19 protein-coding genes are annotated in these 22,249 nt (G+C 64.2%); 11 read left to right on the plus strand and 8 right to left on the minus strand.

Annotated elements, in window-relative coordinates; genetic code table 11:
* Positions 1-111 precede the first annotated feature (111 nt).
* The 5 genes from HMPREF3176_RS02770 to HMPREF3176_RS02790 are packed head-to-tail and all read left to right on the plus strand — an operon-like array spanning position 112 to position 6,100.
* The gene (locus tag HMPREF3176_RS02770; RefSeq protein ID WP_016665051.1) at positions 112-1,686 is read left to right on the plus strand and encodes an ABC transporter ATP-binding protein; all 1,575 of its coding nucleotides are present in this window, start codon (positions 112-114) and stop codon (positions 1,684-1,686) included.
* On the plus strand, positions 1,683-3,011 hold the full coding sequence (locus HMPREF3176_RS02775; RefSeq protein WP_070458039.1) for an ABC transporter permease: 1,329 nt from the start codon (positions 1,683-1,685) through the stop codon (positions 3,009-3,011). Before HMPREF3176_RS02770 ends, HMPREF3176_RS02775 begins: the two co-directional genes overlap by 4 nt.
* Position 3,012: 1 nt before the next feature.
* Positions 3,013-4,362: an ABC transporter permease gene (locus HMPREF3176_RS02780; protein WP_034374000.1), complete on the plus strand. Its 1,350-nt coding sequence runs from the start codon at positions 3,013-3,015 to the stop codon at positions 4,360-4,362.
* Between the two features lie 11 nt (positions 4,363-4,373).
* Positions 4,374-4,775, plus strand: a complete 402-nt coding sequence (locus HMPREF3176_RS02785) for a cytidine deaminase (protein ID WP_070458042.1) — start codon at positions 4,374-4,376, stop codon at positions 4,773-4,775.
* Positions 4,776-4,813: 38 nt separating this feature from the next.
* On the plus strand, positions 4,814-6,100 hold the full coding sequence (locus HMPREF3176_RS02790; RefSeq protein ID WP_070458044.1) for a thymidine phosphorylase: 1,287 nt from the start codon (positions 4,814-4,816) through the stop codon (positions 6,098-6,100).
* Positions 6,101-6,131: 31 nt separating this feature from the next.
* On the opposite strand, the gene HMPREF3176_RS02795 is transcribed toward HMPREF3176_RS02790, so the two are convergent.
* Positions 6,132-7,262: an NUDIX domain-containing protein gene (locus HMPREF3176_RS02795; protein ID WP_246826634.1), complete on the minus strand. Its 1,131-nt coding sequence runs from the start codon at positions 7,260-7,262 to the stop codon at positions 6,132-6,134.
* 64 nt (positions 7,263-7,326) lie between these two features.
* Here HMPREF3176_RS02795 and deoC point away from each other — a divergent pair, with 64 nt between their 5' ends.
* Positions 7,327-8,007, plus strand: coding sequence for a deoxyribose-phosphate aldolase (gene deoC / locus HMPREF3176_RS02800; protein WP_034375094.1), 681 nt, complete (start codon positions 7,327-7,329; stop codon positions 8,005-8,007).
* A 3-nt stretch (positions 8,008-8,010) separates the two neighbouring features.
* On the opposite strand, the gene HMPREF3176_RS02805 is transcribed toward deoC, so the two are convergent.
* The 7 genes from HMPREF3176_RS02805 to HMPREF3176_RS02835 form a co-directional block, all read right to left on the minus strand.
* Complete coding sequence (locus HMPREF3176_RS02805; RefSeq protein ID WP_070458050.1) at positions 8,011-9,750, minus strand: phospho-sugar mutase; 1,740 nt, start codon at positions 9,748-9,750, stop codon at positions 8,011-8,013.
* Complete coding sequence (locus HMPREF3176_RS02810) at positions 9,747-10,583, minus strand: purine-nucleoside phosphorylase (RefSeq protein ID WP_070458053.1); 837 nt, start codon at positions 10,581-10,583, stop codon at positions 9,747-9,749. The genes HMPREF3176_RS02805 and HMPREF3176_RS02810 overlap by 4 nt, the downstream gene beginning before the upstream one ends.
* Before the next feature lie 27 nt (positions 10,584-10,610).
* Positions 10,611-12,386 carry an acetyl/propionyl/methylcrotonyl-CoA carboxylase subunit alpha gene (locus tag HMPREF3176_RS02815; protein WP_016665042.1) on the minus strand — a complete coding sequence of 592 codons (1,776 nt, stop codon included), beginning with the start codon at positions 12,384-12,386 and terminating at the stop codon, positions 10,611-10,613.
* A 75-nt stretch (positions 12,387-12,461) separates the two neighbouring features.
* Entirely contained in the window at positions 12,462-13,181 is a 720-nt protein-coding gene (locus HMPREF3176_RS02820) for a Maf family protein (protein WP_083286202.1), read from the minus strand.
* Positions 13,178-14,878 carry a DUF885 domain-containing protein gene (locus HMPREF3176_RS02825; protein ID WP_070458056.1) on the minus strand — a complete coding sequence of 567 codons (1,701 nt, stop codon included), beginning with the start codon at positions 14,876-14,878 and terminating at the stop codon, positions 13,178-13,180. The genes HMPREF3176_RS02820 and HMPREF3176_RS02825 overlap by 4 nt, the downstream gene beginning before the upstream one ends.
* A 22-nt stretch (positions 14,879-14,900) precedes the next feature.
* Positions 14,901-15,194: an acyl-CoA carboxylase epsilon subunit gene (locus HMPREF3176_RS10685; protein WP_070458058.1), complete on the minus strand. Its 294-nt coding sequence runs from the start codon at positions 15,192-15,194 to the stop codon at positions 14,901-14,903.
* Positions 15,191-16,777 (minus strand): acyl-CoA carboxylase subunit beta, encoded by a 1,587-nt coding sequence (locus HMPREF3176_RS02835; protein ID WP_070458061.1) that lies wholly within the window; start codon positions 16,775-16,777, stop codon positions 15,191-15,193. The genes HMPREF3176_RS10685 and HMPREF3176_RS02835 overlap by 4 nt, the downstream gene beginning before the upstream one ends.
* Positions 16,778-16,870: 93 nt before the next feature.
* On the opposite strand from HMPREF3176_RS02835, the gene HMPREF3176_RS02840 reads away from it, so the two are divergent.
* The 5 genes from HMPREF3176_RS02840 to HMPREF3176_RS02860 all read left to right on the plus strand — a co-directional run bounded on the left by HMPREF3176_RS02840 (position 16,871) and on the right by HMPREF3176_RS02860 (position 22,246).
* The gene (locus HMPREF3176_RS02840) at positions 16,871-17,647 is read left to right on the plus strand and encodes a biotin--[acetyl-CoA-carboxylase] ligase (RefSeq protein WP_070458064.1); all 777 of its coding nucleotides are present in this window, start codon (positions 16,871-16,873) and stop codon (positions 17,645-17,647) included.
* A gap of 43 nt (positions 17,648-17,690) precedes the next feature.
* Positions 17,691-18,800, plus strand: a complete 1,110-nt coding sequence (locus HMPREF3176_RS02845) for an adenylate/guanylate cyclase domain-containing protein (protein ID WP_070436242.1) — start codon at positions 17,691-17,693, stop codon at positions 18,798-18,800.
* A 72-nt stretch (positions 18,801-18,872) separates the two neighbouring features.
* Positions 18,873-19,571, plus strand: coding sequence for a response regulator transcription factor (locus HMPREF3176_RS02850; RefSeq protein ID WP_016665036.1), 699 nt, complete (start codon positions 18,873-18,875; stop codon positions 19,569-19,571).
* Between the two features lie 19 nt (positions 19,572-19,590).
* A complete protein-coding gene (locus HMPREF3176_RS02855) occupies positions 19,591-21,051 on the plus strand; it encodes a sensor histidine kinase (protein ID WP_070458066.1) in 1,461 nt (486 codons plus the stop codon).
* Between the two features lie 4 nt (positions 21,052-21,055).
* A complete protein-coding gene (locus tag HMPREF3176_RS02860; RefSeq protein WP_083286267.1) occupies positions 21,056-22,246 on the plus strand; it encodes a 5-(carboxyamino)imidazole ribonucleotide synthase in 1,191 nt (396 codons plus the stop codon).
* Positions 22,247-22,249: the final 3 nt, after the last annotated feature.

Here is a 22,249-nt window from a genome sequence, read left to right on the forward strand (position 1 = left end):
CTGGCGGCCCCCTCCCGCGGGAGGGGGCCGCCAGCACGCCCATCCCCCTTATACTCGAATCCACACCCCTCGGGCCCGCGGGGTCCGTGTGACTCACGGAAGGCAGCGCTCGTGAAACTCGAACTGCGAGGCATCACGAAGGTGTTCGGCTCGCTCGTAGCCAATGACCACATTGACCTGGTCATCAACGAGGGCGAAATTCATTCGCTCCTCGGCGAAAACGGCGCGGGTAAGTCCACCCTCATGAACGTTCTGTACGGGCTCTATCAGCCCGACGGCGGCCAGATTCTTATCGATGATCAGCCCGTGCATTTCGCGGGCCCCGGAGATGCTATGGCCGCCGGTATCGGCATGGTGCACCAGCACTTCATGCTCATCCCGGTCTTCACCGTTGCGGAAAACGTGGCGCTCGGCCACGAGCCTACGAAGGGCGCCTTCCTCGACCTCGACCAAGCACGCGCGAAGGTGCGCGAAATCTCCAAGCGCTTCGGCTTCGACATCGACCCGGACGCAAAGGTCGAAGATCTCCCCGTCGGTGCGCAGCAGCGAGTCGAGATCATCAAGGCGCTTTCGCGCCGCGCCGAGGTTCTTGTTCTCGACGAGCCCACGGCGGTGCTCACGCCGCAGGAAACCGATGAGCTCATGCAGATCATGCGTCAGTTGAAGGATGAGGGCACATCGATCGTGTTCATCACCCACAAACTGCGCGAGGTTAAGGCAGTCGCGGACCGTATCACGGTCATTCGACGCGGCAAGGTTGTGGGCGCAGCCGATCCAAGCGCGCCGCAAACCGAACTTGCAAACTTGATGGTGGGCCGTCCGGTGGCCCTCGACTTTGCGAAGTCTGAGCCGAAGGGCGGCAAGGCGGCCCTCAGAGTTGAGGACCTCACGGTCACGGACTCGCAGGGGCTCAAGCTTTTGAACTCCGTGAGCTTTGACGTCCACGAGGGAGAAATCCTCGGTGTCGCGGGTGTTCAGGGCAATGGCCAGACGGAACTCACCGAAGCTCTCCTCGGCCTTCAGGAGAACGTGAGCGGTCACGCCGTCCTGAACGGCAAGGATCTCGTGGGCCTCAGCACGAAACGAATCCTGGACGAGGGCGTCGGGTTTGTTCCCGAGGACCGCACCGAAGACGCCCTCATGAAGTCGTTCTCGGTCGCTGAGAATCTTGTTCTCGACCAACACGACCGCAGGCCTTTCGGCTCGGTAATCTCCCTTCACCCGGGCACGATTCGCACGCACGCCGAAAGCCAGGTCAAGGAGTTCGACATTCGCACGGCCGGAATTGACCTTCCCGTTGGATCCCTCTCGGGTGGCAACCAGCAGAAGGTCGTCATGAGCCGCGCGCTTTCGCGAGACCTTTCGCTCTTTATCGCCTCTCAGCCCACACGCGGCGTTGATGTCGGCTCGATCGAGTTCCTTCACAAGCGCATCGTTCTCGAACGAGATAAGGGAACCCCGGTCATCATCGTCTCGACCGAACTCGACGAGGTGTGCCAGCTTGCCGACCGCATCGCGGTGATGTACCGCGGTGAGATCCTCGGGATTGTGCCTGGAGACGAAAGCCGCGAAGTGCTGGGCCTCATGATGGCCGGGTACACCGCCGAGGCGGCTCGCGAGGCCGTCGCTAACGGAACGGGAACGCTGAGTGAGGGCGCCCTGACCGAGGAAGGAGAGCTCTCGTGAGCGAGAAAAATACCGCGTCGAGTCGCACCCTCGCGCAGCGGATTGGCCGCAGCGAAGTCTCGGTCGTCATCGGTGCGTTCATCATTGCCGCGATCATCGGTAGCGTTCTCATCCTGATCGCCAATGAAGATGTGCGTGAGTCCTTCGGCTATGTCTTCGCGCGCCCGAGCGATTTCTTTGGGGCATCGTGGGCAGCGATCGCCGGGGCGTACGAGGCGATGTTCCGCGGCGCTATCTTCGACTACAACGCGCGTACGACCGCCCTCATGTGGCGCCCTCTGTTCGAGACACTGACAGTCGCGACTCCGCTGATCATCGCCGCCTACGGCATGGCCGTGGGTTTCAGGGCGGGCATGTTCAACATCGGCGGCACCGGTCAGCTCCTCATCGGTGCTGCAATGACCGGATACGTCGGATTCACGTGGACGTTCCTTCCGCCTGTCGTCCACCTCATTGTCGCGCTTGCGGTCGGTGCACTCGCAGGTGCGGTGTGGGGCGGCATTGCGGGCTTCCTCAAAGCGCGATTCGAGGCGAACGAGGTCATCTCGACCATCATGCTCAACTGGATCGCGGTCTCGCTTCTCGGCTTCCTCCTGACGACGAAGGCCTTCACCGCAGCGAACTCGTCGCAGCCCATCTCGCCGAACGTCGCCGTGAATGCACAGCTTCCCATTCTCATCTCCGGTTACCGTCTGCACGCCGGTATCTTCATCATGCTCCTCGCGGGCGTGTTCATGTGGTGGCTGCTCACGCGCAGCTCGCTCGGCTTCAAGTTCCGGACCGTCGGTGAAAATCCCCGCGCCGCGCAGGTCGCGGGCATCAAGGTTGGCACGACGAGCTTCCTCGTCATGGTCGTCGCCGGCGCACTCGTGGGTCTGGCCGGCTCCGTTCACTTGCTCGGCACCGAGCACCGCCTCACGAGCGGAATCGCCGGCAACGTCGGCTTCGACGCGATCACGGTTGCGCTCCTCGGCCGCTCGGGCCCCATCGGGATCCTCCTTGCGGGTCTACTCTTCGCGGCCCTCGGCGTGGGTGGTCGGTTCATGGAGTCGAACCAGGGAGTCCCGATCGACCTTGTGAGCATCGTCCAGGCGCTCGTCGTGCTCTTCATTGCCGCGCCACCGCTCGTGAGGACCCTCACCGGTCTCTCGTTCCTTGCGCGAGACAAAAAGGACGACGACACACCGGCGGGTAGTGCCGCTCCCGCGACGGAGGAATCCGACGCCTCCACGGCAACCGTCGGAACCGTAACCCCCGCCGCAGCCGGCAGTCACCGGGCAAGTGCCCCCGCAGCCGACTCCGCCGACGCTTCAAAGGAGGCATGAGATGAGCGTTCAGGATCCCCGCGCCCTTCCCACGGACGACGTCGTCGTTCTCGACACCGTCAAGGGGCGTCTCCCGAACTGGTGGCATATGCCCGTTGCCCTGAGCGTCTTTGCCCTCGTGGCTCTTGCAGGGTTTTGGCTCGGGGCGGTTCCCGGGCACGACTCGACATTCGCGATCGCCCGCGAGTCGATGTTTACCGACATGGGGGTGCCCCGGAAAATATCGATGCCCGCGCAAGCAACCTCGCTTGTGCTGGGCCTTATTCTCGTCGCCCTCGCGGTCCTTGCGTGGATCGTGCAGGCGAAGAACCTCGCGTGGCCGCGCGGCACGAAAGCACTCCTGCAGGTTCTCTTTGGCGTTTTGTGGGCCTTTGACTTTCTCGTGTGGGCCGTCGCGGGTCAGGCACTTGACCTCGGCTACCTCCTCCAGGCGACTCTTGCCCTCGCGGTTCCGCTCGTGTTCGGTGCGCTTTCGGGCGTGCTGTCGGAGCGCGCGGGCGTCGTCAACATCGCGATCGAGGGCCAGCTGCTACTCGGCGCGTTCGGTGCCGCGCTCGTAGGCTCGATGACGGGCAGCCCGTGGATCGGCATGATCGCCGCGCCGATCGTCGCGCTCCTGATCGGTGCACTGCTCGCGCTCTTTGCGGTCGGCTACCATGTGCAGCAAATTATCGTCGGTGTGGTGCTGAATGTGCTCGCGATAGGCCTCACGGGCTTCCTGTTTGGAACGCTCATGAAGCAGGATCCGGAACACTTCAACACCCCCATGCGGTTGCCGAACCTCCGCGTTCCCGTTCTCGCCGATATCCCGGTGATCGGCCCCGCGCTCTTTGACCAGAACATTCTCGTGTATCTCATGTGGGTCATCGTTGCCATCCTCACGACCGCGCTTTTCTGGACCCGCTGGGGTCTTCGCGTACGTGCCGTCGGTGAGCACCCCCTCGCCGCCGACACCGTGGGCATTAACGTTGCACGCACGCGCTGGAGCAATGTTCTTCTGGGCTCGGCCGTCGCCGGCCTCGGCGGCGCGACCCTCACCATTGGCACGAACGTGGCGTTCGCGAAGGAAATGAGTGCGGGCAAGGGCTATATCGCTCTCGCCGCGATGATCCTCGGCCGTTACCATCCCGTTGGAGCAATGTGTGCGGCGCTCTTCTTCGCGTTCGCAACTGCCCTCCAGCAGAACCTCGGCATTCTCTCGAGCTCGCTACCGCCGGACCTTCACAAGGCCACCGTGCCCTCGGAGTTCCTCGCGATGCTGCCGTACGTCGTGACGTTGTTCGCGGTCGCCGGTTTTGTGGGACGTGTTCGCGTGCCCGCTGCTGATGGCGAGCCGTACATCAAGCAGTAGGGGCCTCGGCGATGACCGACTTCGAACCTTTGCTTGAGGCAGCGCGAGCGGTCGCTGCCCGCGCCTACGTCCCGTATTCGCACTACCCTGTGGGGGCCGCGGGGCTCGTGGATGACGGGCGCATCGTACGCGGGTGCAATGTCGAGAACGCCGGTTATGGTGTGACGCTTTGCGCCGAGTGCGGCATGATCTCAGAGCTCATGGCGAGCGGTGGCGGGAAGATCTGTGCGTTCGTGTGCGTCAACCGGCTCGGCGAGGTCATCATGCCGTGCGGCCGCTGCCGGCAACTTCTCGCCGAACACGCGGCGAGCGACTTCACGATCCTGACGCCGAAAGGGGAGGCGAGCCTCGACGAGATGCTTCCCCAATCGTTCGGCCCTGCCGATCTCGATGCTGCCGCGCCCGAGGCGTAGGCGCGTTTTCTCAATTGACACAGTCGAAAGGACACCCCATGGCTGAAGCATTTGATGCGGTTGATGTCATCCACGCCAAGCGAGACAAGCGCGAGCTCACGCCCGAGCAAATCGCCTGGACGATCGACGCGTACACGCGCGGTGTGATCGCCGAGGAGCAGATGAGTGCGCTCGCGATGGCGATCTTCCTCAACGGAATGAACCGCGAAGAGATTGCGCTGTGGACGAAAGCCATGATCGCTTCGGGCGAGCGGATGAGCTTCGACGCCCTGTCGAAGACGACGACCGATAAGCATTCCACGGGTGGCGTGGGGGATAAGATCACCCTTCCGCTTGCTCCGCTTGTCGCCTCCTTCGGGGTGGCTGTTCCGCAGCTCAGCGGCCGCGGTCTCGGCCACACGGGAGGTACGCTCGACAAACTCGAGTCGATCCCCGGCTGGCGCGCAAATCTCACGAACGATGAAATGATGCGCCAGCTCGAGACCGTTGGTGCGGTCGTGTGCGCGGCAGGAAGCGGCCTTGCCCCCGCCGATAAGAAGCTCTATGCGCTGCGTGATGTGACGGGGACCGTGAACTGCATTCCCCTCATCGCGAGCTCGATCATGAGCAAGAAGATTGCCGAGGGAACCGCCTCCCTCGTGCTTGACGTGAAGACCGGCTCGGGCGCGTTCATGGAAGACGAGTCGATGGCGCGGGAGCTCGCCCGCACGATGGTCGATCTCGGTTCCGATGCGGGCGTCAATACCGTCGCGCTCCTGACCGACATGTCCGTCCCGCTCGGGCGCGCGGTCGGCAACGCGATCGAGGTCGAGGAAAGCGTCGAGGTTCTCGCCGGCGGTGGCCCGGCCGACGTCGTTGAACTCACCGTTGCCCTCGCGACCGAAATGCTTGCCGCAGCGGGCGTCACGGACGTTGACGTCGACGCCGCGCTCAAGGATGGCCGCGCGATGGACACGTGGAAGGCCATGATTCGCGCTCAGGGCGGCGACCCGGAGGCCGCACTCCCCGTCGCGAAGCACAGCCACGAGGTCATCGCGCAGTCCGACGGCTGCGTGACCGGCCTCGATGCCATGAAGGTCGGCGTTGCCGGTTGGCGCCTCGGTGCTGGCCGTTCGCGGCCCGGCGAAGCCGTCCAGTTCGGCGCGGGCGTGCGCCTCAACAAGACCGTTGGCGATCGCGTCAGGAAGGGCGAAGTTCTCGCGACGCTCCTCACCGATACCGAGGATCGTTTTGCGCGCTCCCTCGAAGCGATCGAAGGCGCGTGGTGCATCGAGGACGTCGAGAATTTCGAGCGCGGATCACTCGTGCTCGACCGGATCGCCTAAAGAGCGAATGGGGCCCTGCCCCTTTCGCTGCTCAGCGTGCGGCGTTGAGTTTCGCGCGTAAGCGCGGAAGCACTTCGTCGCGAAACAGCGGGGCAAGGAGGTGCGCCTCGCCCGGCTCGGGGTGGATCGGAAACCACCGCACCTCTTCGATCTCTGCGTGCGCGGTGAACTCCCCGGGGCTCGCAACTTCGGGCGCGAGGAAGACATCGGAAATGAGGAGAGTACCGGCTTCGTTCGCGGCGGCGGTTTGAAAATGCCCAAGGTGCGTGAGCTTTTCCGGATCGAGGCGGAGATTGAGCTCTTCGTGAATCTCCCGCACCGCGCAGTCGAGTGGGGTTTCGCCCGCTTCGGGTTTTCCGCCCGGTTGCATGAACTTCTCTGTCCCGCGCTTGCGGACGCCGAGGACCTGCCACTCGCCTTGGGACTTGCCGTAGAAGCATACGGCAGACACCGTGATTGTGGGCAGTGTCTCGCGCGAGCGCGCGGGTTCGACGGTTGCTGAGCGAGCGTCGGCCTCCCACAGGCATTCAAGCCCGCCAAGGCGGGCGAGGGCCGGCCCGAGTGCGAGGCGGCGCATCCCGGCCCCGGCCCATGCGTCGACATCTCGACCCTGGGAACGGGCGAGTGCGAGACCGCGGCGAACGAGAGTGGGGATCGGCTTGCGCGCCTGGCGAACGTCGCGCACGAACCGCAAGGCGAAAACGAGGGCGGCGGGACGATCGAGGACGATCGCATCCGCGAGAAGCCCGCGCTCGGCGAGGGAAGTGACGAGTTCGGCTGCGAAAATGCCTTCGGCAATGACAAGTGGAGATTCCTCCGCACTAAAGATGCGGGTGCCCGTGCGCCGGGACTGCGAAATCGAATACGTGGGAACCTCGACCGCCCCCTCGTAGCAGAGGGTTTCAAGCGCTGCGAGGGCGTCGCCTGCGCGCCACGAGGCCGGATCGTCCCAGTCCACGATCCCAAAGGCGGAAGGGAGGCCCTCTTCATCGCCGTCGCGATAGAAGTCATCGAGGTTGAGCACGGGCAAGCCCGAGTGCTCCGCAAGGCGCCCCTTGCCGCTTCCCGAAGGGCCGGAGAGAAGGACGATGCGGCGCGCGGGTGCGCCGGTGCGTGGGCGATGCATCGAGGCGGGGCTTTGGGAAATTGGGGGATGACTCACGGAACCTCATCCTATGCCCATCGGCTTTGAGAGAGCCCCGGTCGGCGCGTGGGAGAATGAACGCATGACAAATCACAACGACAACACCACCGTGTCCTACGACGAGCTGGCCGCGATGATCGACCACACGCTCCTCAAGCCCGAGTCGACTCCGGCCGACGCCGCGGCTCTCGCGCGCGAGGCTGAGAAGCTTGGCACCTACTCGATTTGCGTGTCGCCATCGATGCTCCCGATCGAGACGAGCGTCCACGTCGCGACCGTGTGCGGCTTTCCTTCGGGGCAGGTAGCGCCTGAAGTGAAGGCCTACGAGGCCGCCGATTCGGTCAAGAAGGGGGCCGAAGAGATCGACATGGTGATCAACGTTGGCCGCGCGATCGCGGGCGACAGCGACTTCACTGAGCAGGAGATCCGCGCTGTGCGCGAGGCCGCGCCGAAGCCCGTCATTCTCAAGGTCATCATCGAGTCCGCAGCGCTCACCGATGAGCAGATTGTTGCCTCGTGCGAGGCGGCTAAGCGCGCGGGCGCCGATTTCGTGAAGACTTCCACGGGCTTCCATCCCGCCGGCGGTGCGAGCGCCCACGCCGTCGCGCTCATGCGCGAAACCGTGGGTGAAGACTTCGGCGTGAAGGCCTCGGGTGGCATCCGCACGCTCGAAGCTGCGAAAGAGATGATCGCCGCGGGCGCAAACAGGCTCGGCCTGTCCGGTTCCGCGGCGATCCTCGATGAGCTTGAGGCGCGTTCCTAGGCTCTAGGCGCCAAGGAGCTCGCTGAGCTCTTTCTTCATGAGTTCGAGCTTCTCGGCCGCGCGTTCACGTGCGGCCGAGAGGTCGTTAAAGCTTGCGTCTGTCGCGATAGGGCTGACGACCTCGAGGTAGGCCTTGAGCTTCGGCTCGGTTCCCGACGGGCGCACGATCACACGCGAGTCGTCCTCGGCGAGCAGGAACATGCCGTTTGTGGGCGGCAGGCCCGTGGTCTCGAGCGACCCCTCGGCGAGATCGTGGACATCGACCACAGGCGAGTTCGCGAGCGCGCTCGGGGGAGTCGTGCGCAGGGTGGTCATCATCTCGCCGATGCGGTCGAGGTTGCTCACCCGGATCGAGAGTTGCGAGGTGAGGTAGAGCCCGCACTCGCGCGCAAGGTCGTCTAGGAGATCGACTAGGCTCGCGCCGTGTGCTTTCGTGAGGGCTGCGAGCTCGGCGATCGCGAGAGCCGCAGACATGCCGTCCTTATCCTTGACGACATCGGGGAGCACGCAGTAGCCGATTGCTTCTTCGTACCCGAACGCAATGTTGTGTGCGCGGGCGATCCATTTGAAGCCCGTGAGGGTCTGGGTGCTCGCGTATCCGCGAGCTTTCGCGAGCGCCCCGAGGGAGCGTGAACTCACGATCGAGTTCGCGAATGTCCCCTCGACCTCGCGGTGGTCCGCAATGTAGGTCGCGAGAAGCAGTCCCAGCTCATCGCCGTGCAGCATGCGCCATGCCTCGCGGCGTGGGTCATAAATGGCGGCGGCACAGCGATCCGCGTCGGGATCGTTCGCAATGACCAGATCGGCCTCGACCTGTTCGGCGAGTTTTGCCGCGAGATCGATCGCGCCCTTTTCCTCCGGGTTCGGGAAGGGAACGGTCGGGAAGTCGGGATCTGGCTCTTGCTGTTCCTTCACGCTGTGGACATCCGTGAAGCCAGCGCTCTCGAAGGCGGAGAGCATCGTCGCGCTACCGACGCCGTGCATGGCCGTGTGGACGATGCGCAGGTTCGCGCGTGCGGCGCGAGCCGCACCCGTATCGGTCGCGTCGCTTCGCTCAATAATCGGGAGGATAGCTTCGACGTACTCGTCGACGAAGGATTCGGGCATCGTCTCCCACCCGCTTTCGGCGAGGGGAATGTCGCGCACCGCACCCACGGAGGCGATCTTCGCGGCGATATCCGCGTCGGCCGGCGGGACGATCTGTACGCCGTTGCCGTCTTCACTTGCGGCGCGGCCACCCAGGTAGACCTTGTAGCCGTTGTCCCGGGCGGGGTTGTGGGAAGCCGTCACCATGATGCCGCAGTCTGCGCTCTTCGCACGCACGGCGTGCGCGAGTACGGGAGTTGGCCAGTGGTGGGGCATCAGGATGACCTCGTGGCCGGCAGCGGTGAGGATAGCGGCGCTCGTTTCGGCAAACGTGCGCGAGTTGTAGCGCGCGTCGTAGCCAATCACGATGCGTGCCGTCCCAACGGCATCGCTGAGGTAAGCGCCGATTCCTGCCGCGGCGCGCGACACGACCGCAACATTCATGCGGTTCGGGCCGGGGCCCATCGCACCTCGAAGACCGGCGGTGCCGAACTGGAGAGTTCCGGCGAAGGCTCCTTCGAGTTCGGCGAGTTCGGCTTCGTTGCCCGACTCAGCAGCGGCAATGCGGTGCTGGAGTTCCTCGCGCGTGCTCTGGTCCGGGTCATCCTCCATCCATGCACGCGCGCGGGACGCGAGGTTTGGCTCGAGAGCGTTCATCGGTTGCTCTCCTTTGCGATGGCGTGGATGGTGCTTGACAAAAGCTTCGCGAGGCGCGGAGCCGCAGCGCGCCCTGCCTCAACGACTTCTTCGTGGTTGAGCGGCGTCGGTGAGATTCCCGCGGCAAGGTTTGTTACGAGCGAGAAGCCGAGCACGTCGAGGCCCGCTTCGCGCGCAGCCATGGCCTCGAGCACGGTCGACATGCCCACGAGGCTCGCACCGAGAACGCGCGCCATCTGGACCTCTGCGGGGGACTCGTAGAAAGGTCCGCGAAATTGCATGTAGATGCCTTCGTCGAGGCTCGGATCGATTGACTTCGCGATCTCGCGCAAGCGCGGTGTGTAGATGTCGGTTTGGTCGACGAAGGTCGCACCCGTGATCGGGCTGTCACCCGTGAAGTTGATGTGATCGGTGATGAGCACGGGACTACCCGGCTTCCACTGTTCGTTCAGGCCGCCGCAGCCGTTGGTCAGCACGAGCGTCGTCGCGCCAAATTCGGCAGCGGTGCGCACGCCATGGACCGTGGCGCTTACGCCATGGCCCTCGTAATAGTGGGTGCGGGCACCGAGCACGAGTACGCGGGCCCCGCCGGGAATCTCAAAGATGCGGAGGGTCCCGACATGGCCTTTGACCGAGGGCTTCTGGAAACCGGGGATCGCGTCGGCGGGAGTGCTGAACAGTTCGGTGCCGAGGAGCTCGGCTGCCCCGGACCAGCCGGATCCGAGCGTCACGGCAATGTCAATTCGCTCGATGCCGGAGGCTTCGCGCAGGGCGTTTGCCGCGTCCTTGGCGAGGAGGTACGGGTCGGGTGTCGTGTGTGCATTGTCAGTCATGCGACAAGCCTACCCGCGCGGGACCTCCTAATCTTCGATCGAGCAGAGTTGCGCACCCGCGGAAACCGTGGCGCCGATCTCCGCGTCGAGGTTCGTCACAATTCCGCTCCGGTGCGCAAGGATCGGCTGCTCCATTTTCATCGCCTCAAGGACGAGGATGAGGTCACCGTCGGCGACGGTTTGCCCCTCCTCGACGGCGATCTTGACGATGGTTCCCTGCATGGGTGCGCTCACCGCATGGCCGCCGGCCGAGGTACTCCGGGCGCTGCTCGTGCGACGCTTGCGGCGCTGGGGAGTGGCTGCACGAGGCGCGCGCAGAGACGCGGGAAGCGAGATCTCGACCTTGCGCCCGTCGATCTCGACGATGACGTCCTCGCGATCCTCGACGTCGTCCGTGGCGTTCGGGAGAGCGGAGGGGGTGATGTCACCCGAGAATTCCGTCTCAATCCAGCGCGTGTGCACGGCGAAGGGAGTATCCGGATCGCTCGGTGCGAATGCTGGATCGTCGACGACGAGTCGGTGGAAGGGCATGACGGTGGGAATGCCGTCGATACGGAACTCGGCGAGGGCACGACGTGAGCGCTCGAGCGCCTCCTCGCGGGTCGCACCGGTCACGATGAGCTTCGCGAGCATGGAGTCGAAATAGCCGGAAATCGAGTCACCCGTGCGCACGCCCGAGTCCACGCGCACGCCCGGGCCGAGGGGCGGTTCAAAAAGCTTGACGGGCCCGGGGGAGGGGAGGAATCCTCGCCCCGCGTCTTCGCCGTTGATGCGGAACTCAAAGGAGTGTCCGCGGGTCTGAGGATCCACGGGGGAAATTTTCTCGCCCGCGGCGATGCGGAACTGTTCGCGCACAAGGTCGACTCCCGTGACCTCTTCGGTCACGGGATGCTCAACCTGGAGGCGCGTGTTGACTTCGAGGAACGAGATGGTGCCGTCCTGGCCCACGAGAAACTCGCACGTGCCTGCCCCCACGTAGTGGGCTTCCTTCAAAATCGCTTTCGACGATTCGACAAGGCGCGCGTGTTGCTCGTCGCTCAAGAATGGTGCAGGCGCCTCCTCGACGAGTTTCTGGTGGCGTCGTTGGAGCGAGCAGTCCCTGGTAGACACGACCTGGACGTTGCCGTGGCTATCGGCGAGGCACTGCGTTTCCACGTGGCGCGGTGCGTCGAGGTAGCGCTCAACAAAGCATTCTCCACGGCCGAACGATGCGATTGCCTCGCGAGTCGCGGAGTCGAAGAGCTCGCGCACCTCACTGAGCTCACGCGCGACTTTCAAACCGCGCCCGCCCCCGCCGAATGCCGCCTTGATGGCGATTGGGAGGCCGTGCTCCTTGGCAAAGGCGACCACTTCGCCCGAATCTTTGACGGGATCCTTGGTGCCCGCAACGAGCGGCGCTCCTGCCGCCTGGGCAATATGGCGTGCGGAGACCTTGTCGCCGAGCTTCTCGATGGCCTCGGGGCTGGGGCCGATCCACACGAGGCCAGCGTCAATCACGGCTTGCGCGAAGTCCGCACGCTCCGACAGGAACCCGTAGCCCGGGTGGATTGCTTCAGCGCCGCTTCGCTGCGCGATGTCGAGAAGCTTGTCGATCACGAGATAGCTCTGCGCGGCGCTCGCTCCGCCGAGGGCGTAGGCCTCGTCAGCGACGCGCGTGTGCAGAGCGTCGCGATCCGAGTCGGAATACACGGCGATCGATCGCAGCCCGGCGTCGCGGCAGGCACGGGCAATGCGTACGGCGATCTCACCACGATTGGCAATGAGAACCGTGCGGAACGGTCGATGGAGCGCGGGCTTAGGCATTCGGGATCCTTTTCAGGTGTCGGGCGAAGTGCTCAGCAACCTTCCGAGCATATACCGCCCGTAGACGAAAGAGCTTTACGACGAGGACGTTGGACGCCAAAGGTCAGTGATCGGGAGAGAAATCTCCGCGAGCATCCGGCGAAGAAGCGGAAGCGACAGACCGATGACCGCGTGGTGATCGCCCTCGATGCGTTCAATGAAGGGGCCGCCGTACCCGTCGATCGTGAAGGCGCCCGCAACCCACAGCGGTTCGCCCGTCGACACGTACGCGTCGATCTCGGCATCGGAAAGCTCGGCAAAATAGACATCTGTCGATGCCGTATTGCCGAACGTCGCCCCGGTTCCGCCATCCAGCGGGTCGCGATCATCGATGAGCCAGTGCCCCGAATGAAGTCGCGCCCTCTTTCCTCGCATCTCCCGCCACCTCTCACGTGCGGCATCTGCCGTGCGGGGCTTGCCTACGAGGGCGCCATCGATCTCGAGCATCGAATCGCCGCCGAGAACGACATACCCACCTTCGCTCGCCGCGCACGACGCTTCGGCCTTCGCTCTGGCGAGTGTCAGCACTTGATCCTCGAAGGCCAGCTTGCCCGAGGACTCGAGTGCCGCGGCGAGAACAGCTTCCTCGTCCACATCCGCGGGCAGGGTCGTGAACTCGATCCCGGCACGCGTCAGCACGGCCTTACGTCCGGCAGATTGGGAGGCCAGGAGCAGGAGCGGTTCGTGAAGTGGGGTTCCGACGGTTGCCGGGCTGCCGTCGGCCCCTTCGCCCACCCCGGGGAGCCCGCTGTTCATGCACCGACCCCGCTGCCGTGGGGAGCCGAAAGAGCGGAGCGCAGCACCGAAAGGGGCAGGCTGCCGAGCTCGAGCGCTTCGCGATGGAAGTCGCGAAGGGACGTGCCGCGCGCGAGAGCCTCGTCGCGCAACTGCTCCCAGACTCGCTGTCCGAGCTTGTAGCTCGGGGCCTGGCCGGCCCAACCGAGGTAGCGGTGATACTCGAAGCGCTGAATCGGCTCTTCCATGCGCCAGTGTTCGCGGACGAACTCCCAACCGCGCTCGTAGGTCCACTGCCCGCCACCAAACTGTTCAGGAACGGGAAGTTCGTTGTGAAGACCGATATCGAGGACGACGCGGCCGGCGCGCATGCGCTGCTCCATGAGCATGCCGAGCTTTTCTCCGTCGGTTGTGAGATAGCCGAGCTCCTCCATGAGCCGCTCTGCGTACAGCGCCCAGCCTTCGCCGTGGCCCGACACCCACATGAACGACGCACGCCAGCGGTTCAGACGCTCCGCTTGAAGCTGCTGCGTGCCCACCTGGAGGTGATGCCCGGGCACGCCCTCGTGGTACACGGTTGTGGTTTCACTCCAGGTGCGGAACGTGTCAACTCCGGCGGGGGTGTCCCACCACATGCGACCGGGGCGCGAGAAGTCCTCGCTCGGGCCGGTGTAGTAGATGCCGCCCGCGCCCGTTTCAGCGATCATGCATTCCAGGCGCGTGAGCTCCTCCGGAATATCAAAGTGCGTCCCGGCAAGATCACGAATCGCCGCGTCGGAAAGCTCCTGCATCCACGCCTTGAGGTTGTCGGTGCCGTGAAGAACGAGCGACTCATCGGCATTGAGGGAGGCCATCGCGGCATCGATAGAATCGCCGCCGCCATTGCCGTAATGCGCATTCAGGCGCGAGGCTACCTGCTTCTGTTCGTCGATCAGGCGCGTGAGTTCCTCAACACCGAACTCGTATGCCTCCTCGACGTCGATCTCTTCGCCGAGGAACGTGCGCGAACCGAGCTGGTAGGCCTCGCGGCCGACGGCGTCCTTCTCGGGAGCGTTGTCCGCAAGCTCCTCAAACACCTCTGCGAGTTTCGTATAGGCCTCGCACGCGAGGTGCACGTTCTGTTCAAGCTTCGCGCGGGCCGAGCCCTCAAGGCGGGACTTGGCGACGAGGGAGGGGAAGAAACCGTCGGCCTTCGTGAAGGAGCGTGACTGTTCCGCGCCAATGAGCTGCTGGCGCTTTGCCGCGAGAACCCCCTTCGACGCGGCGTATCGGAGCGATTCGGCGTAGCCCTCGATGGCCGCCGGCACGCGTGCGAGGCGCTCGCTGATCGTGTCCCAATCCTCGGCGCTTTCGTTCGGCATTATGTCAAAAATGCTGCGGATCCCTTGAACGGGGGAGGCGATGTTGTTCACGGTCGCATGCGTGAGGAGCGCGTCGTGATGCTCGAGCTCGAGGCCGAGGCGCTCCCGCATGGCTGCGCGCGTCACGTGATCGACATCGTCGCCAGGATGCTCACGCTCAACGCCGTCAAGGGCGGCGAGCGTCTCGCGCGTCAGTGAAGCACCTTTCTCAAGACCTTCTGGGGACGGGTCGTCCATGAGATGGTCCTGGCCGGGGACGCCGAGGCTCGTGGCGGTCATGGGGCTCAAAGCGATCGAGCGCTCAACAAAATCATTCGCGACGTGATCGGTAGGGCTAGGGGTGCGCTTCGTTGTCATGGCACCACTGTAGTCACGTGAGTCAGCGCTGGGAGAAAATCCAGGAGCTTTGGCCTGCGTTCGCGCGGAGGGAGTGAGCCGATCTGTGGGTGCGCACGGGAGAATTCCATGCCGAGGATGAGCCCCCTGTGCGCTCTGCGATTTCACGCTGGTGCGCCTCTTCTCGCGAAATCGCGCTCATCGCCGCGACCGCCACCGAAATGGCGGCGATTTCTTCCTCGGTAAGGCGGCCCGAGACAAGTTCGACGCTTGGGCGAGGCTCTGCTCCGTCGCTTCCGGCGAATGAAGGGGGACTCAGCTGCTCGTGAGCGCTCACAGCGGAATGTTCCCGTGTTTCTTTGTGGGCAGGGCGTCACGCTTGGTCCGCAGTGCCCTGAGCGCCCGCGTAATCGCCTCGCGAGTCTCGTGAGGCTGGATCACGCCGTCGAGAAGGCCTCGCTCAGCGGCCACATAGGGATTTGCGAAGGTCTCTTCGTACTCGGTTTGGAACTGTGCGCGAAGCGCCTCGGCGTCCTCGCCTGCTTCGCCGGCTGCTTTGAGTTCCTTTCGGTGAAGGATATTGACCGCTCCCTGTGCACCCATGACCGCGATTTGAGCAGTTGGCCACGCGAGATTGATATCCGCACCGAGCTCCTTCGAGCCCATCACGATGTACGCGCCGCCGTACGCCTTGCGGGTGATGACGGTAATGAGCGGGACGGTCGCCTCAGCGTACGCGTACAGAAGCTTCGCACCGCGGCGAATGATGCCGCCATACTCCTGGCCCGTTCCCGGGAGGAAACCCGGCACATCCACGAACGTCAGCACCGGAATGTTGAAGGAATCGCATAGTCGAACGAAGCGTGCGGCTTTCTCGCTCGCATCGATATCGAGCGTGCCTGCGAGTTGCGAAGGCTGATTCGCGACGATGCCGACGCTGTGCCCTTCGACTCGCCCGAAACCCACGATGACGTTTTTCGCGAAATTTCCGTGGATCTCGAGGAACTCGTCGTCGAGGACCGCCTCGACCACGCTGAGCATGTCGTAGGGCTGATTCGGGGAATCGGGGACGAGGCGATCGAGGGCGCGGTCTTCCGCTCTCGGTTCGAGATCCGATTCGTCGGGATAGACGGGGGCCTCAGTAAGTGTGTTCGCCGGAAGATACGAGAGAAGGTCTCGTACGTAATCGAGTGCGTCTGACTCATCGCTCGCCATGTAATGCGCGACTCCGGACGTGCTCGAGTGCGTGCGAGCCCCGCCAAGCTCCTCGAAGCCCACGTTCTCGCCGGTGACGGTCTTGATGACGTCGGGACCCGTAATGAACATGTGCGAGGACTTCTCCACCATCACGATGATGTCCGTGAGCGCAGGCGAGTAAACGGCGCCGCCAGCCGCGGGCCCCATGATCAGAGAAATCTGGGGGATAACGCCCGAAGCACGCGTGTTCCGCCGGAAAATTCCCGCGAAGGCCGCGAGTGACGCAACGCCTTCCTGGATGCGCGCGCCACCGCCGTCGAGGATCCCGATAATCGGAACGCCGGTGGACAGCGCGAGGTCTTGAATCTTCTGGATCTTCTTTCCGTGTGCCTCGCCGAGTGAGCCACCGAGAACAGTGAAATCCTGCGAGTACACGCACACCTGACGGCCGTCGATCGTCCCGTATCCCGTGACGATTCCATCGCCATCGATACGTTTATTCTCGAGCCCAAAATTGTGGCTCTGGTGGCGCACGAAGCGATCGGTCTCGACAAACGATCCCGCATCGAGGAGTTCCTCGATCCGCTCGCGGGCGGTTTTCTTGCCGCGCGCGTGCTGCTTCTTGATCGCTGCGGCCCCCGCCTCCGTGACGGCCGCATTCTCGCGGGACCGAAGTTCGTCAAGTCTCTCGGCGGTCGTGGACCGCCTCGGGGTCTCGTTCACTCCCACTCCTGCTCCGTCGTGGCCTGGCACAATTGCTCTCGTGAGTGTACGCCATAGTGGAAAAGCGAGGCAGCGAAGAGGGAGTGAAAGGCCGTGAGTGAGCATTTGCGTATCGACTATGTGGACTCCTGCACCTCAACCCTCGACATTCTCACCGAGCCGCCCTACGACACGCTCGAAGCGCCGTTCGCTCTCATGACTCTCGATCAGCGCGCCGGGCATGGGCGGCAAGGGCGGCGCTGGCAGAACCGGCCGGGAGAATCCCTAGCGCTTACACTCGCGTGGCCGCTGCCGGGCCCCGAGCGCCGAGGCTGGTACCCGCTCGCCGTGGCCCTCGCCGTTCTCGATGCTTGCGCTGAAGCAGCCCCCGGGGCCGTATTACCTCGTGTGAAGTGGCCAAACGACATTCTCTCGCTCTCAGGCGAGAAGATCGCGGGGATTCTCGTTCGGCTTGACCGCGGGCGTCTCCTCGCGGGAGTTGGCGTCAATCTCGTGGGGGAGATTGAACGGGGGCGCGAGGGGTTGGAGAAGGCGCAGACGCTTGCGAGCATGGATGCTTTGTACGGTGGAGTTCTCGCCGATGCGGATGGGCGTTGCGAGTTTGGCACCGTGCTCGCGCGAAGCATCGCGCGCATTTTCGCACTTGTCGATCACGGCGGAGAGGACTTCAGACACCTGCAGAGGCGGTATGCTGTGAACTGCCTCACTGTGGGGTCGTCGGTTGTCGTGACGACACCGGCGGGCGCCACCTATAGCGCGAGGGCGCTTGGCATCGATCCAGTGGGCAGGCTGCTCGTCCACAATGCCGATCGAGGTCACCACGCTCTCGATGCCGCCGACGTTCATCTGGCGCGGCCGAAGCAAGTGTGAGTACCTGGAGATGCGGGATTCGAGGACAGAACGAAAGGACCCGATGAGTACCGTTCACGATCGTGAGGAGCCCAACGCACACGTCGCAGGCGACGCCGTGCCGAATGAGCTCAACGAACGCTTCGCGCGCGTGCGCGGCGCCATCGGTGCACTCGAGCGCTCCCTCCTCGACGGCGAACGCGAATACTCCAGGCGGGATCTCGAAGAAGACTTCAACGTCGACCGGCAACTTAGTACCGACTATTGGCGCGGACTCGGGTTTTCCAACGTCGCCTTCGACACGACCGTCTTCACCGAAGACGATGCCGAAGCGATCGCCGACCTCGCCGCTCTCGTCAATGACGGCACCTTGAGCGACGACGCATTTGTCACGATTGTTCGCGGGCTCGGCTTTCATATGGGACGCCTCGCGATGTGGCTCACCGAGGCACTCGTGGACGATGCCAAGCAACGCCACGGCATGAGCGACACCGAAGCGCGTATGCGCATGCTCGAGAGCGTTCCGCAGTTCGTCGAAATCTTCGAGCACCAAGCGATCCACGTGTTCCGCCGGCAAATGTCGGCCTACACCGCGCGTGCCGGTGCGGAGATTCTGCGGACCTCGACGAGCGAATGGGACGACGATTCTCTCCCGCTCCCGCGCGCCGTTGGCTTCGCGGACCTCGTCCAGTTCACGCGCCTCGCCCAGTCGATCGATGGCATCGAGCTTGCCGGGGTCATCAGGGATTTCGAGAACCTCACACGCGACGTCATTTCCGACGGCGGCGGGCGCGTCGTCAAGACGGTGGGCGACGAAGTCATGTTCCTCGCCGATACCCCGGAGGACGGCGTCAGAATCGCGCTGTCGATCTCCGAAAACATCAAGCGTCAGCCGTCGCTGCCCAACGTGCGCGTGGGCCTTGCGTGGGGAAACATGTTTTCCCGCTACGGGGATGTGTTCGGCCCCAAAGTGAATCTCGCGGCGAGGCTCGAAGGTATCGCCGAACCGGGTGCGGTCGTGATCGACGGCGAGACGGCGGATCTGGTCGACCGCGCCTTCCCCGGCGGATTTACGCGCGTAGCCGAATGGACAGAGGAGCTTCACGGGATCGGCGAGACCGCCATTGTGAGGGTCGAACGGGCTGCGGCCTCGCTCATCGAGCGTCACTCGTGAGAGAGTAGAGAGTCGCTTGAAGGTCTGCGCTTCTCACAGCGGGGACACACGCACTCGGGTAAGGATGACTTCGTGACACGACTACTTCTGGTTGAAGACGATTCGGCGATTGCAGAGCCCCTCTCGCGAGCCCTCGACCGCGAAGGCTATTCCGTTGTGAGAGCGTCGAGAGGAATTGACGCCCTGACCATCGCCGCGAGCGAGGACCACATCGACTTCGTGATTCTCGATCTGGGTCTACCCGACATCGACGGCCTCGAAGTATGCAGGAGGCTTCGCAAAGGTGGCCTCGAGGCCCCCGTTCTCATTCTCACCGCGCGAGCCGACGAGGTCGACGCGGTTGTGGGTCTCGACGCTGGCGCCGACGACTACGTGACTAAGCCCTTCCGCCTCGGTGAGCTCCAGGCTCGCATCCGCGCCCTCCTTCGGCGGACCCAGGTCGCAGAAGACACGAGCTCGAACGTGTACGACATCAACGGGGTGAGCCTCGATCCATCCGCGCGCCGCGTGTACGTCGACGGCGAGGAGCTCTCCCTCAGCGCTAAAGAGTTCGATCTTCTCGCGGTACTCATGCGCGAAGCAGGAAGCGTCGTCACTCGCGACGACCTCATGCGGGAGGTGTGGGGCGCCGAGTGGTGGGGCTCCACAAAAACGCTCGACATGCACATTTCGTGGCTGCGCCGCAAACTTGGCGATGACGCGACAAGTCCCAAGCGCATCACCACGATTCGCGGCGTGGGTTTCCGCTTCGAAGACACCGACGCCCACTAAGGCGCGCTAGGCGCTCACCATGCAACTTCGAGTTCTCCAGGCCACCCTCATGACCGTGCTTCTTGCGGTCCTCCTGCTTGGCATCCCCCTGGGTGCGGCATGGCTGACAGCCGTACGCGACAACCTCTCCGCTCAAGCCGGCACCCTTCTTCAAGACGTCATTTCTGAAACGGATCACCGCCTCAACGAGGGGCTCCCGATCGACGAAACAATGCTTCAAGAGACGGTCGATCAGGTTGTGAACCTCGACGTGCAAATTGCGGTCACGTATCAAAACACGGAACTCGAAGCAGGCGAAGACGCAGGCGCCGATGCTCTCCAACAGTCGGCACAGGGCGTCAACGGCCAGATCGTGACCGTGCGCATTCCCCAGTCCGATGTCCGAGCGCATACGGCAAGCGCGTGGGTGCTCATCATCGTCGCCGCGATAAGCGCGATTGCGATCGGCGTGTCGGTCGCGCTGTGGCAAGCGCAGAGGCTTTCCGCACCGCTCGTTCGCCTCACGAGGCGCGCTGAAGAACTTGGCAGCGGTAGGAGCCGCTCAGAGTGGAAGCCGAGCGGGATCGCCGAAATTGACACCGTGGCGGTCGAACTTACCCGCTCCGGCGCGATGCTCACCGAACGGCTCGAGGCGGAATCGGCACTCGCCTCCGACGCTTCCCACCAACTGCGCACACCGCTCACGGCCCTGTCCATGAGGCTCGACGAAATTCTCGCAACGAGCTCGGAAGAATGGGTCCGCGAGGAAGCGCGCGTGTCCCTCGAACAGGTTGACCGCCTCACCCAGGTCGTCCATGACCTCATCAACGCCCCCCGTTCCTCCCAACGCCGCACTCCCGGGGTCGTCGATCTCCGCCAAGTCCTCGTGCAGCAGGCCGAAGAATGGAAGCACGCCTTCCGCGGCGCCGGTCGCGAGTTGCGAATCCAGGTCCCGCACGCCGCAGCCGTATGGGCCTCGCACGGGCCGCTCACTCAAGTGATCGCCACGTTGATCGAGAACTCCCTCGCCCACGGCGGGGGAACGACCCGCGTGAAGGTGCGCCGCAACGAGCAATCAACCGTCATCGAGGTCGTCGACGAAGGTGCCGGCATCGACCCGGCTCTGGGCCAGCGAATTTTCGAACGCTCCGTCTCAGGCAAAGACTCGCGTGGAACGGGCGTCGGCCTTGCCCTTGCCCGCACCCTCGTCGAGGATGACGGCGGTCGACTCGAACTCATTGATGAGCGTCCCGCGCGCTTTGGCATTTTCCTCTCGACGGCGCCCGCTCCCGAGGACCCCGAGCTCGCAGACACAGAAGACGAGCAGCCGTCGGACCCCGCCAAAGCCCACGGGCTCGTGGCGCGACGGGACAAGCGACGCGCCGAGCGGCACCAACGAGAAGCCGCCGCCTCCGCGGCGCACGCTCTTGAGGCATTGCCCACCGACGCAAGTTCCGCCCAGCGTGCCGGGGACGCAAGTGCGGACGGCGCACTACACTAGCGGCGTGAGTACTCAACACGCCCGCAAGTCCAGCACATCACATGTGGAAGGTGCGCGCTCGCCGCGTATTGGGGTGATCGGTGGTGGACAGCTCGCGCGCATGATGATCCCCGCCGCAATCGAACTCGACCTCGACTTGCATGTCCTCGCGACTACCCCGGATGAGTCCGCGGCGCGCGTGAGCCCTCACGTCATGCTCGGGCGTCACGACGACCCCGAGGCAGTCACGGCCTTCGCGAGGAGCGTTGACGTCGTGACCTTCGATCACGAACACGTCCCTACGGGCCTCCTTCACGCGCTCGAGCATGAAGGGGTGGTGGTGCGTCCGGGCCCCAACGCGCTCGTGTACGCACAGGACAAGCTCGCCATGCGTGCGCGCCTCAGCGAGCTTGGCCATCCATGCCCCCGGTGGTGGCGCGTCGAGACCGAAGCTGACCTCGAAACCGCCCTCCGCGAGAGCGGGGGAGACCTCATCTTGAAGACCGCTCGCGGCGGTTACGACGGTCATGGAGTGATGCGGGTCGAGGCGCTCGAGGACGCCCGCGAGTGGCTCGAAAGAGGACAGCCGCTGCTCGCCGAGGAGCGCGTCCCCTTCGTCCGCGAACTCTCGGCGCAAGTGGCGAGGCGCCCCTGTGGTGAGATCGCCACCTACCCCGTGACCGAATCCGAGCAAAAAGACGGGGTGTGCTTTCGCGTGAGCGCGCCCGCACCGAATCTCGCATCGGACGTCGCCGAGCGAGCACGCACCCTCGCCGCAAATATCGCGAGCGACCTCGAGGTCGTGGGAATGCTCGCTGTCGAACTGTTCGAGTACCCGGATGGTCGCATTGCCGTCAACGAACTCGCGATGCGGCCCCACAATACGGGGCACTGGAGCATGGACGGGTGTGTCACGAGCCAATTTGAGCAGCATCTGCGCGCAGTGGCAGACCTCCCACTCGGAGACACCACACCCACCGTTGCGTGGACTGTCATGGTCAACACTCTTGGCAGCACCCGCGAAAACCTCGCCGAAGGTGCACGAGAGGCTCTCGCGAACGATCCCGGAATCAAGCTGCATCTGTACGGCAAGAGCGTTCGCGCAGGCCGCAAACTTGGGCACGTGACCGCTCTCGGATCCGACCTCGAGGAGACGGAGCGCCGGGCCCGCGCCGCGGCGCACACCATCGTGACCGGCGACGAATCAAAGGAATAACAC

Origin of the sequence: Dermabacter sp. HMSC08H10 (genome assembly GCF_001807585.1) — a bacterium.
In the GTDB taxonomy this organism is placed as follows: Bacteria; Actinomycetota; Actinomycetes; order Actinomycetales; family Dermabacteraceae; genus Dermabacter; species Dermabacter hominis.

What these genes read in the sequence shown, in the direction of transcription:
- HMPREF3176_RS02780 (WP_034374000.1), top strand. Translation starts at nt 3,013, where the DNA reads ATGAGCGTTCAGGATCCCCGCGCCCTTCCCACGGACGACGTCGTCGTT.
- HMPREF3176_RS02785 (WP_070458042.1), top strand. Translation starts at nt 4,374, where the DNA reads ATGACCGACTTCGAACCTTTGCTTGAGGCAGCGCGAGCGGTCGCTGCC.
- HMPREF3176_RS02790 (WP_070458044.1), top strand. Translation starts at nt 4,814, where the DNA reads ATGGCTGAAGCATTTGATGCGGTTGATGTCATCCACGCCAAGCGAGAC.
- deoC (WP_034375094.1), top strand. Translation starts at nt 7,327, where the DNA reads ATGACAAATCACAACGACAACACCACCGTGTCCTACGACGAGCTGGCC.
- HMPREF3176_RS02805 (WP_070458050.1), bottom strand. Translation starts at nt 9,750, where the DNA reads ATGAACGCTCTCGAGCCAAACCTCGCGTCCCGCGCGCGTGCATGGATG.
- HMPREF3176_RS02810 (WP_070458053.1), bottom strand. Translation starts at nt 10,583, where the DNA reads ATGACTGACAATGCACACACGACACCCGACCCGTACCTCCTCGCCAAG.
- HMPREF3176_RS02815 (WP_016665042.1), bottom strand. Translation starts at nt 12,386, where the DNA reads ATGCCTAAGCCCGCGCTCCATCGACCGTTCCGCACGGTTCTCATTGCC.
- HMPREF3176_RS02820 (WP_083286202.1), bottom strand. Translation starts at nt 13,181, where the DNA reads ATGAACAGCGGGCTCCCCGGGGTGGGCGAAGGGGCCGACGGCAGCCCG.
- HMPREF3176_RS02825 (WP_070458056.1), bottom strand. Translation starts at nt 14,878, where the DNA reads ATGACAACGAAGCGCACCCCTAGCCCTACCGATCACGTCGCGAATGAT.
- HMPREF3176_RS02845 (WP_070436242.1), top strand. Translation starts at nt 17,691, where the DNA reads ATGAGTACCGTTCACGATCGTGAGGAGCCCAACGCACACGTCGCAGGC.
- HMPREF3176_RS02855 (WP_070458066.1), top strand. Translation starts at nt 19,591, where the DNA reads ATGCAACTTCGAGTTCTCCAGGCCACCCTCATGACCGTGCTTCTTGCG.